Annotated in this window: 18 protein-coding genes; 10 read left to right on the forward strand and 8 right to left on the reverse strand. The window is 54.5% G+C overall.

Annotation, left to right across the window (positions count from 1 at the left end):
- The first annotated feature begins 44 nt into the window (after positions 1 to 44).
- Entirely contained in the window at positions 45 to 890 is an 846-nt protein-coding gene (locus A3L12_RS02290) for a gamma-glutamyl-gamma-aminobutyrate hydrolase family protein (protein WP_088882105.1), read from the forward strand.
- On the opposite strand, the gene A3L12_RS02295 is transcribed toward A3L12_RS02290, so the two are convergent.
- Positions 817 to 1,659 carry a radical SAM protein gene (locus A3L12_RS02295; RefSeq protein ID WP_088882106.1) on the reverse strand — a complete coding sequence of 281 codons (843 nt, stop codon included), beginning with the start codon at positions 1,657 to 1,659 and terminating at the stop codon, positions 817 to 819. The two genes, A3L12_RS02290 and A3L12_RS02295, sit on opposite strands and share 74 nt — an antisense overlap.
- 58 nt (positions 1,660 to 1,717) lie before the next feature.
- Here A3L12_RS02295 and A3L12_RS02300 point away from each other — a divergent pair, with 58 nt between their 5' ends.
- The 3 genes from A3L12_RS02300 to A3L12_RS02310 are packed head-to-tail and all read left to right on the forward strand — an operon-like array spanning position 1,718 to position 3,116.
- The gene (locus A3L12_RS02300; RefSeq protein WP_088882107.1) at positions 1,718 to 2,128 is read left to right on the forward strand and encodes an OsmC family protein; all 411 of its coding nucleotides are present in this window, start codon (positions 1,718 to 1,720) and stop codon (positions 2,126 to 2,128) included.
- Between the two features lie 20 nt (positions 2,129 to 2,148).
- A complete protein-coding gene (gene snatA / locus A3L12_RS02305; RefSeq protein WP_088882108.1) occupies positions 2,149 to 2,790 on the forward strand; it encodes a neutral amino acid NAAT transporter SnatA in 642 nt (213 codons plus the stop codon).
- A 44-nt stretch (positions 2,791 to 2,834) separates the two neighbouring features.
- A complete protein-coding gene (locus tag A3L12_RS02310) occupies positions 2,835 to 3,116 on the forward strand; it encodes a family 4A encapsulin nanocompartment shell protein (RefSeq protein WP_088882109.1) in 282 nt (93 codons plus the stop codon).
- Here the strand turns inward: A3L12_RS02310 and A3L12_RS02315 are convergent.
- The 4 genes from A3L12_RS02315 to A3L12_RS02330 form a co-directional block, all read right to left on the reverse strand.
- Positions 3,100 to 4,026 (reverse strand): triphosphoribosyl-dephospho-CoA synthase, encoded by a 927-nt coding sequence (locus A3L12_RS02315; protein ID WP_088882110.1) that lies wholly within the window; start codon positions 4,024 to 4,026, stop codon positions 3,100 to 3,102. The genes A3L12_RS02310 and A3L12_RS02315 overlap by 17 nt on opposite strands.
- Positions 4,027 to 4,257, reverse strand: coding sequence for a hypothetical protein (locus A3L12_RS02320; RefSeq protein WP_232462901.1), 231 nt, complete (start codon positions 4,255 to 4,257; stop codon positions 4,027 to 4,029).
- Between the two features lie 120 nt (positions 4,258 to 4,377).
- Positions 4,378 to 4,878 carry a deglycase PfpI gene (gene pfpI / locus A3L12_RS02325; RefSeq protein WP_088882111.1) on the reverse strand — a complete coding sequence of 167 codons (501 nt, stop codon included), beginning with the start codon at positions 4,876 to 4,878 and terminating at the stop codon, positions 4,378 to 4,380.
- Positions 4,879 to 4,938: 60 nt separating this feature from the next.
- Entirely contained in the window at positions 4,939 to 5,391 is a 453-nt protein-coding gene (locus A3L12_RS02330) for an Lrp/AsnC family transcriptional regulator (RefSeq protein WP_088882112.1), read from the reverse strand.
- Positions 5,392 to 5,578: 187 nt separating this feature from the next.
- Between A3L12_RS02330 and A3L12_RS02335 the strand changes: the two genes are divergently transcribed.
- Positions 5,579 to 6,742, forward strand: coding sequence for a GTP-binding protein (locus A3L12_RS02335; protein WP_088882113.1), 1,164 nt, complete (start codon positions 5,579 to 5,581; stop codon positions 6,740 to 6,742).
- 2 nt (positions 6,743 to 6,744) lie between these two features.
- On the opposite strand, the gene A3L12_RS02340 is transcribed toward A3L12_RS02335, so the two are convergent.
- Positions 6,745 to 7,194 (reverse strand): hypothetical protein, encoded by a 450-nt coding sequence (locus A3L12_RS02340; protein WP_088882114.1) that lies wholly within the window; start codon positions 7,192 to 7,194, stop codon positions 6,745 to 6,747.
- Between the two features lie 173 nt (positions 7,195 to 7,367).
- On the opposite strand from A3L12_RS02340, the gene A3L12_RS02345 reads away from it, so the two are divergent.
- The 4 genes from A3L12_RS02345 (at position 7,368) to A3L12_RS02360 (ending at position 11,903) form a co-directional block, all read left to right on the forward strand.
- The gene (locus tag A3L12_RS02345) at positions 7,368 to 7,547 is read left to right on the forward strand and encodes a hypothetical protein (protein ID WP_088883196.1); all 180 of its coding nucleotides are present in this window, start codon (positions 7,368 to 7,370) and stop codon (positions 7,545 to 7,547) included.
- Entirely contained in the window at positions 7,544 to 9,160 is a 1,617-nt protein-coding gene (locus tag A3L12_RS02350; RefSeq protein ID WP_088882115.1) for a sodium/proline symporter, read from the forward strand. Before A3L12_RS02345 ends, A3L12_RS02350 begins: the two co-directional genes overlap by 4 nt.
- Before the next feature lie 99 nt (positions 9,161 to 9,259).
- Entirely contained in the window at positions 9,260 to 10,753 is a 1,494-nt protein-coding gene (locus tag A3L12_RS02355) for an FAD-dependent oxidoreductase (RefSeq protein ID WP_088882116.1), read from the forward strand.
- Positions 10,743 to 11,903, forward strand: coding sequence for an FAD-binding oxidoreductase (locus tag A3L12_RS02360; protein ID WP_088882117.1), 1,161 nt, complete (start codon positions 10,743 to 10,745; stop codon positions 11,901 to 11,903). The genes A3L12_RS02355 and A3L12_RS02360 overlap by 11 nt, the downstream gene beginning before the upstream one ends.
- A gap of 111 nt (positions 11,904 to 12,014) precedes the next feature.
- Here the strand turns inward: A3L12_RS02360 and A3L12_RS02365 are convergent, their stop codons facing one another.
- A complete protein-coding gene (locus tag A3L12_RS02365) occupies positions 12,015 to 13,334 on the reverse strand; it encodes an NAD(P)/FAD-dependent oxidoreductase (protein ID WP_088882118.1) in 1,320 nt (439 codons plus the stop codon).
- Between the two features lie 59 nt (positions 13,335 to 13,393).
- Positions 13,394 to 14,071, reverse strand: a complete 678-nt coding sequence (pyrH, locus tag A3L12_RS02370; RefSeq protein ID WP_088882119.1) for a UMP kinase — start codon at positions 14,069 to 14,071, stop codon at positions 13,394 to 13,396.
- A gap of 437 nt (positions 14,072 to 14,508) precedes the next feature.
- Here pyrH and A3L12_RS02375 point away from each other — a divergent pair, with 437 nt between their 5' ends.
- Positions 14,509 to 15,948, forward strand: a complete 1,440-nt coding sequence (locus A3L12_RS02375; RefSeq protein WP_088882120.1) for a hypothetical protein — start codon at positions 14,509 to 14,511, stop codon at positions 15,946 to 15,948.
- The last annotated feature ends 27 nt before the right edge of the window (positions 15,949 to 15,975 follow it).

Raw genomic sequence — 15,975 nt, forward strand, 5'->3', positions numbered from 1 at the left:
CATAAACTTTTTACCCGCCGGTGCGAACCACAACCGGTGGTTCTATGAAGCCTTTGATAGGCATGGTCGGGCAAAGGGATCCATCGGGTAGGGGGTTCTCCATCGGCCAAAGGCATCTCGATATCATCGCCGCTGCCGGGGGCGTTCCGGCGGTTTTCGGGGTTAACGTATCCCCTGAGGAGGTAATCGAGCACGTGGACGGCTTACTCCTCGTTGAGGGGCCCGACGTCCACCCCCACTTCTACGGGGAGGATCCTTCGGATGCCATAAGGAGCGTTGACGTGGAGAGGGACGAGTTCGAGATAAGGCTCGTGAAGATGGCCGTTGACAGAGGACTCCCGGTACTCGGCATTTCCCGGGGAATGCACGTAATAAACACGGCCCTGGGTGGGACGCTTTATCAGGACCTGAAGGATATTCCAAAGACCATAAAGCACGACTGGAGTACCAACCTGACGGACCCCGGCCAGAGGGTCCACGGGCTCAGGATAAAATCAAACTCGAGACTCTACCGGATACTCAGGGAGGCATTGAACATCGAGGGAACCAGCGAGGTTTACCTGAGGGTCAACAGCTTTCACCATCAGGCCGTGAAGAAGGTCGGTGATGGGATAAAACCCGTTGCCTACGCCGTTGATGGACTGGTGGAGGCCATAGAGGGCGATGAAGGGTTCCTAATAGGCGTCCAGTGGCAACCGGAGTACCTTCCGGAGATGATGAATCTCTTCGAGGCCTTCGTGGAGGCCGCCCTCGAGTACCGCACGAAAAAGCTCGAGCTGGAGAGGGTTGAGATAGAGGCGGAGGTAAGGGAGGCCCTCAAAGGGGAACGAGATGGGAACCATCACAGCTCGGAAACGACCGATAACCCTCCCGGCACGAGCCAAACGTGATGCCCCGTTCCAGAATCTTTTTCTCAGCCAGCCGGAGTATCTCGAACCTCAGTTCCCGTGGCAGGTAGCGGTAACCTCCTATCCTCTCACCCCTCTCGTACAGCGGCCAGAGCCTCTCCATCAGTTCAGGAAGCCGGGCGAAGAGGCGCTTTTTTGAGTCGGGCCTGAGCTTGAGCGTTGAAACGGTCACGTGCTCAACGAAGTCGAGCGCATCGAGGGTTTCCTCGAAGTCCTCCCACGTGTAGAAAGGGATTATCGGGTCGATCCGGGCGTAAACGGGTATGCCCATCTCCCGGGCCTTCCGGAGGGCCCTTATTCTTTTCTCCGGAGCCGGAGCATTGGGTTCCAGTATCTTTGCCTTCCTCCCGTCCACGGTGGTGACGGTTATCCCGACGGCGCACCTGAGCTCGCTAAGCACATCCAGATCCCGCTCGAAGATGTCCGACTTGGTGAGTATCATGCACCTCACGTCGTACCTCCTGAAGAGTTCCAGAACCCTGCGGGTTATCCCCAGCTCCCTCTCCACGGTCGGATAGGGGTCGGAGGAGTAGGAGAGGGCCACCACGTACCTCCTGTCCAACCGCCGCAGTTCCCTCTCCAGCCCCGGCAGGAGGCCTTCCTTGGTCCTGACCCTGAAAGCCCGGGGAATGTAGGAGGTTATGTAACAGTAGAGGCAGGCGTGGTCGCAACCCGTGTAAACGTTCAGCGTGTATTTAAAGGGACAGGTGCAGAGTTTTGACCTCCACGGATCGAAGGGTCGTATGTACATGACTAAAGTTCCCAAAAGGCATTTAAAAAAGATAATGCAAGTTCATGTGGGTGGTAGAATGAGCGATGAGGTAAGGGGAACGGTTGAGTGGTTCAAAGACATGCAGTTTATAGGGAGGATCGAAGGCGATAAGTGCTCCGTAATTCTGGGTGAGGGTGGAATAAGTCCCATGAAGCTCCTGCTTCTAAGCGTGGCCGGATGCACGGCTTACGACGTTGTTATGATACTCCAGAAGATGCGCGAGCCCATAAAAGGGCTTGAAGTTGAAATAAGCGGGGAGCGCCGTGATGAGCATCCCAGAATTTACAAGAGGGTTAATCTGCACTACAGGATTTACGGGGATGTGGATGAGGAGAAGGCGGAGCGTGCCATAAAACTGAGCCAGGATAAATACTGCTCGGCCTCCGCCCATGTAAAGCTCAGCGGTGCCGAGGTTACCTACTCCTTTGAAATAACCGGTGATTCGTAACCCCGCCGGGAAGTGATAACTTGATCGAGTACCTGAAGTATTTCATCATGGTGTACGGCGGTCTGTTTGCGATAACCAACCCCGTGGGGGCCGTTCCGGTCTTTCTCAGCGTTACCCACAACCTGAGCTGGAAGGAGAGGCACGAGATAGCGAGGAAGACCGCTCTGGTTGTGGTGATCACGCTGACCCTCTTCGCACTCCTCGGGGAGTGGATATTCCGGTTCTTCGGTTCGAGCGTTAACGCCTTCGCAATAGCCGGAGGGATACTGCTCTTCAAGATGGCCATGGAGATGCTCTCGGGGAAGGTATCCACCGTAAAGATAAGCAGCGAGGAGACCGAGGAGCTTGGAGAGGAGGTCGTTACACTGGAAGAAGTTGCGATAACACCCCTCGCGATACCCCTCATCTCCGGTCCGGGCGCTATAACCACCGTAATGCTCTACATGGGGAACAGTCACGGGGTCCCGGAAAAGGCCGTCGTTATGGCGGGCGTTCTCGCGATAGGCCTTACGGTCTGGCTTGTCCTCTGGTCCTCCAGAGGAATACAGATGAGACTCGGAAGGACAGGCATAAAGGTCCTGACGAGGATGATGGGTCTGATACTCACCTCGATGGCCGTCCAGATGGTCATCAACGGGATAAAGGGGGCCTTCGGGCTTTAGGGAAAGCTTAATAGCATGGAGGCCAAGGGGTTACGGTGGTGGAAGTGAGGGGTGATCTGATCCGCGTTCTGAGCACGGTGGAGGAGAAGGCCAACGAGCTGAAGCTTGAAGGTTACGAGCCCGATGTTCTTTTAATCGGGAAGAAGGCCTACGAGTTCGTGAAGGAGCAGCTCAACGAAGAGTTTGGAGAGGGAGACGAGGTTCTCGAGCTGTCCGGGTTCAGGGTGCGCGTGGTTGAAGAACTGGAAGGTGACGCTGTTGTAATCGACAGCAGGGTCATCGGCCTCGGGTCGGGTGGGGCGAAGAGGTTCAGGGTGATTCAATAACTCCCCACGCCCTTCCCTCCCTCATCTCAATCCTCAGCCCCCTGAGAACGAGAAGGCTAAGCGAGACGGCCATCACGTCCGCAAGACTGCCCGGGTTTCTCAGATCGCCCTTTTCCCTCATGAACGAATCGAACTCCTCAACGCCCATCTCTCCTTTGAGGACCTTCCGGGCCTTATCCCGAACGAGTTTGGCCTCACCGGGACCGGCCTTCCTGATTATCAGGGTGTCGAGGTTCTCGCTCAGAAGCTCGATGAATGCTCTCACAACGGCATCCTCCAGCGGAAGTACCTTTATCAGGCCGTAGAGCCTTTCAAAGGTGGCGTAGCTCAGGTTGTAGCCGTTGAGCCACTCGCAGAAAATCAGCTCCCTCTCACAGCTTATCTCCGCGAGCCTCGCGAGGTTTATTCCGTCCTGAAAGAGCTCCCTGAAGGATTCGTCGCTGTAAACGTCGTACCTAACCCCGGCCTGAACGCCCTTCGGGTTTGCAATCCTTATCGCGCGGTAAAGCTCTATCGTGTCGCGAACCGTCGATTCTTTAATCAGGAGCCCCGCCTTTTCCCGGGCTTCGAGCATGTTCCTTCCGATGGCCATCCCCATGATCAGCGGGATCGAGAGGGTCACGACACCGAAGTTCGGGTTCGCATCCTGAGCCTCACGTGAGGACTGGACTGCCCTTCGTATGAGCTCCCCCATCCCGGCCTCCCTGAAGGAGAGGAGTCCCCTCCGTATCAGTTCCGCGGTCTTCACCGCCTCGTAGTAGATGCCCACAACGGCGGTATCCCCGAACAGAAAGTTGTACACGCTCAGGTCGTCGAAGTCCGCATAGCGGTTCACGTTACCCGGCTTTGGAACGACCACCTCGAGCAGGGGTCCAAGGATGAACGCTCTCACGATCCTCCAGCGGTCCATTCACACCACCAGATAGAGGATGAGATAAATCAGGTAAAGGACCTTCACAACCCTTCTGAAGGTCCCTCTCGCGAGGAGGTAGGCCCCGAAGGCCACCAGAGTAACCCCCCAGAAAGCGTTTTTTATGTAGCTCCTATAGGGGGAAAGCCACCCAAGGAACGAAGGGTGGAACTCCCTCAGTAACAGGAGGAAGCCTAAGAGCACAAGAACCCAGCCGATGGTTCTCACCATGATCCCTCCTCAGGACAACTCCGAAACTCCGGATACGTGCTATTCCGGGACTTTCGTCTGGATGGGTTTTATCGCCTCACCGGAAGGTAGTTAAAATCCCGCAGGCTGGAATAAAAGAAGTCAGCGAAGGAGCTTCACGAACTCCCGCATCCATGCGTATAGATCTCCCGGATGTCTCGAGCTAACCCAGTTGCCGTCCACCACAACCTCCTCGTTGACCCACTGAACGCCGGCGTTTACGAGGTCATCCCTTATGGTTATCGTGCTCGTTCCCCTCCTGCCCTTGAGCACTCCAGCGGAGATGAGTATCTGCGGACCGTGGCAGATGCTTGCAACAGGTTTTCCGGCCTCGAACATCCTTCTGGTTATCTCCACAGCCTTCTCGTTGAGCCTCACCCTCTCGGGGGCCCTCCCACCGGGCAGGACGAGGGCATCGAACTCTTCCGGATCAACCTCCTCGAAGGAAAGCTGGACTTCCACGGAATAGCCGTGCTTTCCGGTTATCCTTCCCCGTTCGAAGCTGGCCACGTAGACCTCATGGCCCTCCTCCCTGAGGCGGTGGAGGGGATAGATAAGCTCCAGATCCTCAAACTCGTCTGCACTGAGAAACACCACCTTCATCCATAACACCTCCCTTAGTTCAGGGGGTAATGGAAAAAGGAGATTATAACCCTTTTGGAATTAGAGCGGGAGCTCGGTGGTCTCCCTGTGAACCTTGAGGACCACCATCGTGTGGGTGGCCTCGACTCCCTCGATCTCGCCTATCCTGTCGAGGAACTCGTTCAGCTCGTCGCTTCCACGGCTCCTTATCTTCACGAGCATGTCGTAGTCGCCCGTGGTCTCGTAGATCTCAACTATCTCCGGGTATTTTTTGAGTTCACCCGCCACGCTTGAGTATTTTCCGGCCTTGGCCTTTATCAGAACAAAGGCGAGGATATTGAAACCGATGGAATCGGGGTCGAGTATTACGGTGAACTTCCTTATTACCCCCCTCGTCTTCAGCCTTTTAATCCTCTCGTAGATCGTTGATTCGGCGAGGTTAACCTCCTTGGAGATTTCCCTCAGGGGGGTTCGACTGTTCTTCTGGAGAATCGCCAGTATTTTCCTATCAACCTCATCAAGGCCTGCCCTCATGATATCACCTTCTAAAATTTTTCGAGAAAGTATATAAAGTTGACGATGCATTTAACACCGTTATCCCTGAAAAACTCCCTCTCGGCATCCGGCCGGTCAGCCCTCCAAATGGGGTCGATGTTCTGTGAGCAATACATTTTTATAAAACCCTCCGTCCCTTAAAACGGCGGAGCGAAGGGGTGAGAAGATGCCCACCAACGTTACAGTAGAGTACCTGAAGGCTGAGGAGGAGTATCAAAAGGCCAGAACCATTCAGGAAAAGATCCGGGCACTTGAGAAGATGTACGCGACGGTTCCGAAGCACAAGGGGACCGAAAAGCTCAGGCTCCATATTAAACGGAAACTCTCGGAGCTCAGGAAGGAGCTCGAAAAACAGCAGGCCCAGAAAAAGGGGGGAGGGTATTCTTTCAGCGTCAGGAAGGAGGGAGCTGCCCAGATAGTCCTTGCAGGATTGCCAAACGCGGGTAAATCCTCACTCCTGAGGGCCCTCACCAACGCTGACACGGACGTTGCGGATTACCCCTTCACCACCGTGGAGCCGATTCCGGGCATGATGCACCACAAGGACGTTCAAATTCAGCTCGTGGAAGTTCCGGGCCTCGTTCAGGGTGCCGCCCTTGGAAAGGGTATGGGACCGCAGCTTTTAAGCGTCATAAGGAACGCCGATGCCATAGCCATAGTCGTTGACCTCTCCCGGGATCCCGTGGAGCAGATGGAAATCCTCCTGAGGGAGTTCGAGCGGGCCGGTATAAAGCTCAACAGACGTCGCCCAGCTGTAGAGATCAGAAAAACCGTCACGGGGGGAATAGTCATCAACGGTCAGGAGAACATCAAGGGGGACGTAAGGGAAGTCATGAGGATGCTCAGGGAGGAGAGAATACACAGCGCCGAGATAACCGTTAAAGAGCCCGTAACCCTTGAGGATTTCTCCGATGCCCTCGATGAGAGCCTCGTGTGGAGGAAGGCCATAGTAATAGCGAATAAGGGCGACGCTCCCGGCAGCAGGGAGAACTACGAGAGGCTGGTTAAAGCTTACGGCGAGAGGTTCCGAATAATCCCCGTTTCAGCTAGAAAGAAGATCCAGCTGGATAAACTCAAGGACGAGCTCTACGAACTGGCGGGTATCATCAGGGTCTTCACCAAAAGCCCCGGCGAGGAGCCCGCTTACCCACCAGTGCCCCTGAAGAAGGGCTCGACGGTCATGGATCTGGCCGAAAGGATACACAAGGACTTCGCCAGAAACTTCAAGTACGCGAGGGTCTGGGGTAAGAGCGTCAAGTTCCCGGGCCAGAGGGTCGGTGCCGATCACGTTCTTGAGGACGGGGACGTGGTGGAGATCCACGCCCGGTAGGGTTATCCTCTTATGAGGTCCTCAAGGGCGAATTCCTTCCCGTCGAGGCTGTCCATTATGAACTTCTTTCCATTCTTCTCAAAGATCCAGAAGACCCTGTAGGCCCTTTCGTGGCGGACGACCTCTACCCTCGGCAACCACCACGAGACGACCCTCGAATTTCCCCAGGTTATTGCGCTCTCAAAGGCCTTTTTTCTGGCCTCCTCGTAATCGACCAGAGGCTCCATGACGTTCTTCTCATCGACCTCCCACTCCTCCAGTTCCATAAATCCATCCCCGCGCTCTGCCCCCAGCCGGTAGAGATCAACGTAGGCGAAGTAGTCGAACACCCTGTCCTTCATTCCAAGTCGCCTGTAGAAGAGCCTCAGATGGAATATGTGGTAGGGATAAAGGACGAATCCGGTTCCTTCGGCATCGGGCTTGAATATCGGTCTCATCACCTTTACCCTCATGTTAATGCCCCCGGTCCTTAGGTTACGGGGCTTATTAACCCTTTTCATTGGTTTGTCAGGTTGTGAGAACATAGAATTCCAAAACCGACATTATTGGACCGATAGGTTTATAGCTCCATAAAACCACACTATGGTGATCTTATCGTGACATGGATGCACGGGGGTCGATGGAAATGGGTCTTAGTGGCGCAGCCTGGGCAACGCTGATAATACCCACCATTTTGGGAATTCTAACGATGCTGTTGTACGGCTACTGGGACAGGATAACCGGAAAGGAGTACTACGTGGATGACGAGATTCTGGCCTACGACGAGGACCTTGTTAAAGAGCTTAAGGAGGGGGGTAAGGCATGAACACCGGAATACTCCTGGGCTTTCTGGTGTACCTCGGCCTGCTCGCCTACATAGGCTGGTGGGCCAACCGCTACACGAAGAACGAAGACCAGTACTTCGTTGGAGGCAGAAAGGTGCACGTTCTGGCGGCGACCCTCTCCGACAAGGCGAGCGACTTCTCAGGCTGGCTGATGCTGGCCTACCCGGGAAAAGCCTTCAGCGCAGGGCTCGGTGCATTCTGGGCCGGTATAGGCTGTCTCTTCGGTACCCTCGCCGATTACGTCCTGATAGGTCCAAGGCTAAGGATCTACGCCGGTAAGTTCAGGGCCATAACCGTTCCCGATTATCTGGAAGCCCGTCTGAAGGATAACACGAAGCTGATAAGGATCCTGAGCGCATTGATAATCATAACCTTCATGACGGCCTACGTTGCGGCTCAGTTTGCGGCGGGGGGTAAAACCTTCGCCGAGGGATTCGGAGTAAGCGATAACGCGGGCATACTGATAACCGTCATAATCCTGACGGCCTACGTTATCACAGGGGGATTCTTCGCCGTCGTCTGGACGGACGTGGTTCAGGCAACCTTTATGCTGCTCACGCTCCTTATAGTTCCCTTCCTTGCGCTCTCCAGGATCGGCGGGCTTGAGAGGGCAACGGATATAATAGCCTCGGCCGATCCAGCAAAACTCCACCCCTTCGGTGGGGCCACGGGACTGGCCGCGATAATCTTCGCCATAGGCTACGCCTCATGGATAGTCGGCTACCTCGGACAGCCTCACATAGTTACCCGCTATATGAGCGTTGAAGACCCGAGAAAGCTCAGGAGGCCGGGCATATTCATCAGTGGCACGTGGACTATCCTCGTCCTCTGGGGGGCATTTTTCGCGGGGTTCCTTGGCTTCGCAATGTATCAGAGCGGGATTCTGCAGGTCAGCGATCCTGAGAAGGTGATCCCGGCGATGGCCGTTAAGCTGATGCCGGGCTGGCTGGCGGGCTTCATCATTGCCGGAATAATCTCGGCCGTCATGAGCACGGCTGATTCCCAGCTGCTCGTTGCTTCCTCGGCAATAGCGAGGGACTTCTATCACAAGGCCCTTGGAAAGGAGGTGGGCAAGCGAGAGATGGTCAACATATCGAGGCTGGTAGTCCTCGGTGTCGCCCTCGTGGCCCTCTGGTTCGCCATCAACGGATCCAAGGTAATCTACCAGATGGTTGCAACCGCATGGGGAGGGCTTGCGGTTGGCTTCGGTCCGATACTCACGCTGAGCCTCTGGTGGAAACGCGTGACAAAGGAAGGCGGTATAGTGGGAATGGCCTACGGCCTGATCAGCGAGGTAATCCTCGAGGCCAAGATCTACGGATGGGCGTTCACAAAGGATGCCCCGGGAATCTTTGGAACCATAGGGGGATGGTTCCAAGACGTTCCAGTGTTCTTCATCAACTTCTTCGTTACCCTTCTGGTCATCGTAATCGTCAGCCTGCTCACGAAACCGCCTGAGGAGATCGTTAAAACACACGAGGAGATATTCAGGAAGGTTCCGGTGGAGGCCGGCAGGAAAACCATAGCCGAGACCCGTGCTAGGAGTCAGGTTGAGAACGTTGCCGAGTTCGTTCTTGCCACGGGGCTCGTATGAGTCCCTTCATAATTTTTAGGGGACATTTCCGATCATCTCAACGTTTATAAACATCGTGGTACACCTCCGGGTGTGGATTAGAATTCTCGAGGTGGGAACATGAGACCGCTCGACCTTACGGAGAAGGGCATGAAGAAGGTCACGATATATTTCGAGGGTCAACCTCTGGAGGCCTACGAGGGGGAGAAGCTCCCGGTTGCCCTCCTCGCCAACGGCGTTTACTGGCTGACCAGCAGCACGGAGGGAAGAAAGCGCGGAGCCTTTACCTTCGGCCCCCTTCCGGTTGTCCTTAACGGGGTAAAGAACGTGAACGGAAGGACGGTCAGGGTCAGGGACGGCATGAGGATAGAGCGCCAGAGCTACGGGGACTTTCAGGAGACAGTTGAGATAGACACGGGAAAGCCGGTTGAAAGGATGGTAGCCGACGTGGTGGTTATCGGCGGAGGCCCGGCCGGCATAGGGGCTGTGCTTGAGGTTCAGGAACACCTGACGGTGGCCCTGATCGAAGAGAAGGGCTGGCTCGGGGGGGACCTCTGGCTTAAGGGCCTCCCCCAGGAGGGGTTTGAAAAGGCCCCCAGAGAGGCAGTGCGGGAGATGGTCTCGAAGTTCAACGAGAACGTGACGGTCTTTAAGGAGACCGTAGCCCTCGGAGTGTTCGACAAGGGCGAGTACTTCCTCGTTCCGGTGGCTAAGGGAGACGAGCTCATCGAGCTGATGGCCAAGAGGGTCGTTCTGGCAACCGGTGCCGTTGATGGGATATCCCTGTTTGAGAACAACGATATTCCGGGCGTGTTCAGAAGGGACTACGCCCTCGAGGTCATGAACGTGTGGGGCGTTGCCCCGGGCAGAAGGGTGGCCGTCGTCGGGAGCAGGCCCGAAGAGGTAACCCCTGAACTGGAGCGCTGGGGTATAGAGTACGTTATCGTGCCCGATCCAAAACGTGCCGAGGGCAGGGAGAAGGTTGAAAGGCTCGTGGACATGAAGGGAAACACCTACGAGGTTGATGCGGTTATAACCTCCGAGGGCAGGATACCGGACATCAACCCGATAACCCAGGCGGGAGGAAAGCTCACCTTTAGGCGGGGCTACTACACGCCGGTTCTCGATTCCGAGCACAGAATACGGGACGGGATATACGTTGCTGGAAGCGCCGTCTCGGTGAAGCCCCATTACGCGAACTACCTCGAGGGTCGTCTCGTGGGGGCCTACATCCTGCGGGAATTCGGCTTCGACTCAACGCCCTGCATCTACGAGGACAAACTAAAGGATTACGAGCCGATCCCCTTCGTCCATCGCAGGATACCCTTCGAGAGCTTTAACCTCGAAGACGTCCAGATATGCGGTTGCGACGTTTCCCTGAAGAAGGTGGACGACGTTGTAAGGAAGGGCATAACCGACCTGCAGGTGATCAAGAGGCTGACCCACCTGGCCATGGGCTTCTGTCAGGGCAGGTTCTGCCTCTTCAACGGCGCGGTGGTTGTTTCCCAGATAACTGGCTCTGATATGGCCCGCATAGACCTTCCGGGAGCCAGACCACCGTTGAAGAACGTAAAGATGAAGGTCCCGGCGAGGAGGGATGTCCATGCCGAGTAAAGAGCTTCCGGAGAGGAGCGATATAGTCATCATCGGCGGGGGAATAATCGGAACGACCCTCGCCCACGAACTGGCAAGGCGCGGTGAAGAGGTCACCGTGATAGAGAAGCGCTTTATCGGTTCGGGTTCTACCTTCCGCTGCGGGACGGGGATAAGGCAGCAGTTCAACGACGAGGCCAACGTTAGGGTTATGAAACGCTCGGTGGAGCTCTGGAAGGAGTACAGCGAGAGGTACGGTTTCTCCTTTGAGCAGACCGGCTACCTTTTCCTGCTCTACGACGAGGGTGAAGTCGAGGAATTCAAGAGGAACATAGAGATTCAGAACCGCTTTGGCGTCCCCACGAGGCTGATAACCCCCGAAGAGGCAAAAGAAATCGTTCCTCTTCTGGATACAAGCGAGGTAATAGCCGCTTCATGGAACCCGACTGACGGGAAGGCCGATCCCTTCCATGCGACGGTGTCCTTCGCCATCAACGCCGAGAAGTACGGTGCAAAGTTCGTGGAGTACACCGAGGTCAAGGGCTTCCTCAGGGAGAAGGGAGAGATAAAGGGCCTCAAAACCAGCAGGGGAATCATAAAAACGGGCATCGTTGTTAACGCCACCAACGCATGGGCCAAGCTCATCAACGCGATGGCCGGGATAAAGACCCGCATACCCATAGAGCCCTACAAACATCAGGCGGTTATAACACAGCCCATACGGAAGGGAGCCGTTAAGCCCATGGTGATCTCCATGCGTTACGGCCATGCTTACCTGACCCAGACGGCCCACGGTGGCATCGTTGGTGGCGTTGGATACGAGCTCGGGCCGACCTATGACCTCAACCCAACCTACGAGTTCATGCGTGAGGTGAGCTACTACTTCACGAAGATAATCCCGGCCCTGAGGGAACTCCTCATACTGAGGACGTGGGCCGGTTACTACGCAAAAACGCCCGACAGCAACGCCGCCATAGGAAAGATCGAGGAGCTGAGCGATTACTACATTGCGGCAGGTTTTTCAGGACACGGTTTCATGATGGCCCCTGCGGTCGCCGAGATGGTGGCTGATCTGATAACCAAGGGCAGGACAGACCTCCCGGCGGAGTGGTACGATCCCTACCGCTTCGAGCGTGGGGAACTTCGCGGAAGGGCCCTCCAGATGGGCTGATTCCCCTCTTATTTTTAAAAGCCTAACACCTTTCCGACCTTCATAGGATCAACCCGGTTAAATTTCTATGGATAGCGGAATATAAAGGGGAATTTAAAATCGAAAAGAACCTCAGCCCAGTCTTCTGAGTGCCATCTCACCGGCCACGCTGATCGGGTCTATCGTCGGGCTTATCGGGGGAGCGTAGGCCGTCTCGAGGTAGGCAACGTCCTCCGCGGTTGCTCCTTTCTGCGCCAGAGCCGAGAGGGTCATTATCCTGCCCCAGACCCTTTCTCCCCCGACTATCTGGGCTCCCACGAGTTTCCCGTCGGCCTTCCGGAAGATGAGCTTGACGGTTATCGGCTTCCCGCCCGGGTAGTACTCCGGCCTCGTGCTTCCCCTGAACCTGCCCACGACAACTTCGATCCCTTCCTTCCCGGCCCTTTCCTCGGTCAGTCCAAAGGTTCCCACCTCCAGACCAAAGAGCTCGGTAATGGCTGTGTTAAAAACGGGCCTGAAGGAGACTTCCCTACCGGCTATGTGCTCCGCGGCCACCTTGGCCATTCTAACGGCGCTCGTTCCGAGCTGGCTGAGGGTTCTCCTTCCCGTTACGGCATCCACGACCTCCGCACAGTCGCCTATGGCGTAAACGTCGGGATCGCTCGTCTGGAGGTGTTCGTTGACAACGATCCCACGGCTGACCTCAAGGCCGGCCTCTCTGGCGAGGTCAACGTTTGCCCTGACGCCCGTGGCCACGAGAACGAGATCCGCCTCAATCTTTTCCCCACCGATCTCAACGGCCTCAACCGGGTCCCCGATTAAGGCGCTCACCCCGACGCCAAAGCGGAAGGAGATACCATGGTCCTCCATTTCCCTCTGGACGAGCTTTGCCGTGTCCTTATCCAGACTCAGGGGCATCAGGTGCTCCATGAGCTCAACCACAAGGACCTCCATGCCGAGCCTTGCCAGAGCCTCTGCTCCCTCGAGACCGATTAGACCGGCCCCTATGACGACGGCCTTCTTCGGCTTCCTCCGGGCCATGTAAGACTTTATCCTCCTAACGTCGTCGAGGCTCTTGAGGGTGAAGACTCCCCCGTTACCGATGCCCCTTATAGGCGGAATGAAGGGCTTTGAGCCCGTGGCAAGAACGAGCTTATCGTAAGGAACCTCGCCCTTATCGGTCACCACGACCTTCCTTTCCCTGTCTATCGCCTTTGCCTCGGTGTTCAGCATCAGCCTTATCCTCTGCCTCTCGTAGAAGCCGTTGGGGAAGACGATAACGTCCTCCGGCCTTTCTATCTTACCGCTCAGCACATGGGGAAGGGCGCAGGGCGAGTACTGCATCGTTGGTTCCTTTCCTATGACGGTGATCTCAGCCTTCCGGTCGAGCTTGCGCATGAACAGTGCGAAGTTGCTTCCGGCAGTTCCGGAACCCACCACCAGAATCCTCACGGCCGTCACCGGAGACTCAAAGGAGAAGAAGTATAAAAAGTTGCCCATGATTCAACGGCCTAAGGCTCGACGACGGTGCCACTGTGCTTCCCTTTTATCACGTCGAAGAGATGACGGGCGTCCTCCTTTCCCACTATGATGGTCTTTATCCTGCCGCGCTGGATGAACTTCGCCGCCAGAGCGTCCACAACGCTGCTCCCCCCGGCCCTGCTCTCCCCTTCCATAGCTATCCCCACGAGCTGGTCAACAGTGATCCTGCTGAGCTTTCTGGCGTTGGGGTTCTTCCTCGGGTCGGAGTCGTAAACCCCATCAACGTTCGTCACCACCACGAGCAGATCGGCCTGAAGGTACTCAGCGAGGAGGGCAGAGACGGCATCGGTGGTATGGCCCGGGTGCGTTCCGCCCATTATGGGTATCTTCTTGAGCTGTATTACCTCCCAGGCTTTGCGGAAGTCCTGAATGACGAATGGATAGGCCTTCTCGCCAAGGGCTGCTATGAGGAGCATGGCGTTTGCTCTCGTTATGTGGATCCCTATGTAGTCCTTGAAGGTTTCGTTGGGGCTGAAGCTCTTCGCGGCCCTGATGTACTCCCGGGCCACCTTCCCGCCGCCAACGACCACCGCAACCTCGTGGTCCTCGCTTATTTTGATGAGTTCGTAGGCTATTTTTCCGATGAAGTCGACGTCCGGTTCGTCCGGCACGAGAACAGAGCCGCCCACGTCAAACACTATCCTCATGATAACCCTCCCGATGCTAATCGAGGCCCCTTTATAACCTTTTCTTGCCGGGATTCTGGTAAACGTAAAAGGGCAGTCAGCCATTCCTGACCCTGTAGGAGAGTATTTTTATTTTCTCAATGAGTTCGTCGTCGAACTCCACGCCCTCCTCCAGCCGGTATTCAAGCTCCCTGATCAACCTGTCAATCTCCTTCCTCTCTTCTTCCTTAGCGTAATCCCTTAGGACTGATTAAGTTTTTCTTTACGGTAGAAGCCATTAAAACGCACCGGATTTCGAAGACCATGGAGGGATTTATTCATAAGGGAAAAGGCTATTAACCGGACGATTATGGCGGGCGTCCATTCAGGAGTACATATCAAACATTTCATTTAAAGTTCTCAAGTGAAATCCAAAAAGATTTATATTTTATGGCAGTAACTAATAACGGTGATCACGGGTGAACCATGAATATGTTAAGAGGGAAATAAGGGACATCCTCAGATTCTATGGATTTAAGGCTGAGGAGGAAGCCCCCGCAAGAATCCCCGAGGGTGGGATGGGCAGGGTCGATGTGGTTGGATACAAAGACGGTATTTCTATTGGTGTTGAGATTGTAGAGAGCGGTGATGTTGCAAGGGATGCAAAAAAGCTTGCGATGAACAAGTACACTTACAAGTACATCGTAGTCCTTGAGCCTTCAAAGAGGGTGGAGGAGGTAATGGTTGGATATGAGAGGATTAAGGTTTTAACCAGCCCTCTATCCTTTGAGCATGAGCTAAGGATGACATTGGCGATCCCACCCACACACCCATATTATTCCTCCACGAAAATTCCAGATGTCAGCGTTCTTTCAAGAACCAGCAAAACCCAAGAATTACTGGAGGAACTCGAAGAAAGTGGTCTCGAGAATTTCGCTGATGACATCATGAATTCCCTTGTAATGATATACATCCCAGAACTCCTACCCGTTGAGATCCGGGTAAATTATAACCCTGTTACAGGGCCGATAAGAGGGAGGCCAGAGTATGAACCTGTGAACATTCAGCCACAGATCCTTGCGATCTTAACCAGACTTAACCTCGTCAGTACTCATAGGAATGGATCAGGGTATCATAGAAAAACAATTGCAAAGCTGACTTCAAGAGGAAAAGAAATTGCACGCGAGATCATCATGCGCCGTATCAAAGAGAACAAGTCTCAACTTGAAGACATGATACGCAAGTATGGAAATGAGATCTGGATAGTTTTGCAGGGCTCTGTAGTGGATAGGGTTGACTGGACCGGGGCAATATATCCAGCGGAAAGCGATGAGAAAAGAAAGGATATACTTGAGGTCGCTAAGTACTGTGGAGACCCTTTTATAGGCGAATCAGAACTAAGCAAGTATGCTCCAAATTCTGTTGTTGTATTCTGTGAATTTCTTGCAAAGACTTCATTAAGGGACTTTGCACTGAGGTTTTTTGAAAAACTCGAGGGTTTGGGTTTGGCAGTCAGGGAATACAGTTACGACTCACGTATGAGACCTATAAACCTTAATTACTACGCCCCCAAGGAGGTCTTAGAGTTCTTCCTTGCTCGAACAAGTCCGCCAGCGAACTTCGATTATTATGTCCAGCGCTTCAGTGCTTATTATGTGCTGATCAATAGTGCTTTACCAACTCCCTCAGTTGCCAGGAAAAGATATGAAGAGCTCATGAAAGCCCTTGAGGTACCTGAGAGGATAGTTGCTGAAGTTCTGAATGACATGAACAGGAGAGGAATAACTTCGAGGCTTATAACAAAGAAAGACAGGGCTCCTTTTGTAATCCTTGACGAAGAAGGCTTCAGGGAGTACCTGAGGTCCGCTCTGCGTTTAATAGCCTCGATAGGTGATAGACCTCCAGAGCCTCGGTTTTAAGATGTAAAAAGGTGAGACTCTCTTTAT

The organism is Thermococcus sp. P6 (genome assembly GCF_002214525.1).
Classification (GTDB): Archaea; Methanobacteriota_B; Thermococci; order Thermococcales; family Thermococcaceae; genus Thermococcus.

What these genes read in the sequence shown, in the direction of transcription:
- A3L12_RS02290 (WP_088882105.1), top strand. Translation starts at nt 45, where the DNA reads ATGAAGCCTTTGATAGGCATGGTCGGGCAAAGGGATCCATCGGGTAGG.
- A3L12_RS02315 (WP_088882110.1), bottom strand. Translation starts at nt 4,026, where the DNA reads ATGGACCGCTGGAGGATCGTGAGAGCGTTCATCCTTGGACCCCTGCTC.
- A3L12_RS02360 (WP_088882117.1), top strand. Translation starts at nt 10,743, where the DNA reads ATGCCGAGTAAAGAGCTTCCGGAGAGGAGCGATATAGTCATCATCGGC.
- A3L12_RS02335 (WP_088882113.1), top strand. Translation starts at nt 5,579, where the DNA reads ATGCCCACCAACGTTACAGTAGAGTACCTGAAGGCTGAGGAGGAGTAT.
- A3L12_RS02295 (WP_088882106.1), bottom strand. Translation starts at nt 1,659, where the DNA reads ATGTACATACGACCCTTCGATCCGTGGAGGTCAAAACTCTGCACCTGT.
- pyrH (WP_088882119.1), bottom strand. Translation starts at nt 14,071, where the DNA reads ATGAGGATAGTGTTTGACGTGGGCGGCTCTGTTCTCGTGCCGGACGAA.
- A3L12_RS02350 (WP_088882115.1), top strand. Translation starts at nt 7,544, where the DNA reads ATGAACACCGGAATACTCCTGGGCTTTCTGGTGTACCTCGGCCTGCTC.
- A3L12_RS02345 (WP_088883196.1), top strand. Translation starts at nt 7,368, where the DNA reads ATGGGTCTTAGTGGCGCAGCCTGGGCAACGCTGATAATACCCACCATT.
- A3L12_RS02355 (WP_088882116.1), top strand. Translation starts at nt 9,260, where the DNA reads ATGAGACCGCTCGACCTTACGGAGAAGGGCATGAAGAAGGTCACGATA.
- A3L12_RS02340 (WP_088882114.1), bottom strand. Translation starts at nt 7,194, where the DNA reads ATGAGGGTAAAGGTGATGAGACCGATATTCAAGCCCGATGCCGAAGGA.
- pfpI (WP_088882111.1), bottom strand. Translation starts at nt 4,878, where the DNA reads ATGAAGGTGGTGTTTCTCAGTGCAGACGAGTTTGAGGATCTGGAGCTT.
- A3L12_RS02320 (WP_232462901.1), bottom strand. Translation starts at nt 4,257, where the DNA reads ATGGTGAGAACCATCGGCTGGGTTCTTGTGCTCTTAGGCTTCCTCCTG.
- A3L12_RS02300 (WP_088882107.1), top strand. Translation starts at nt 1,718, where the DNA reads ATGAGCGATGAGGTAAGGGGAACGGTTGAGTGGTTCAAAGACATGCAG.
- A3L12_RS02330 (WP_088882112.1), bottom strand. Translation starts at nt 5,391, where the DNA reads ATGAGGGCAGGCCTTGATGAGGTTGATAGGAAAATACTGGCGATTCTC.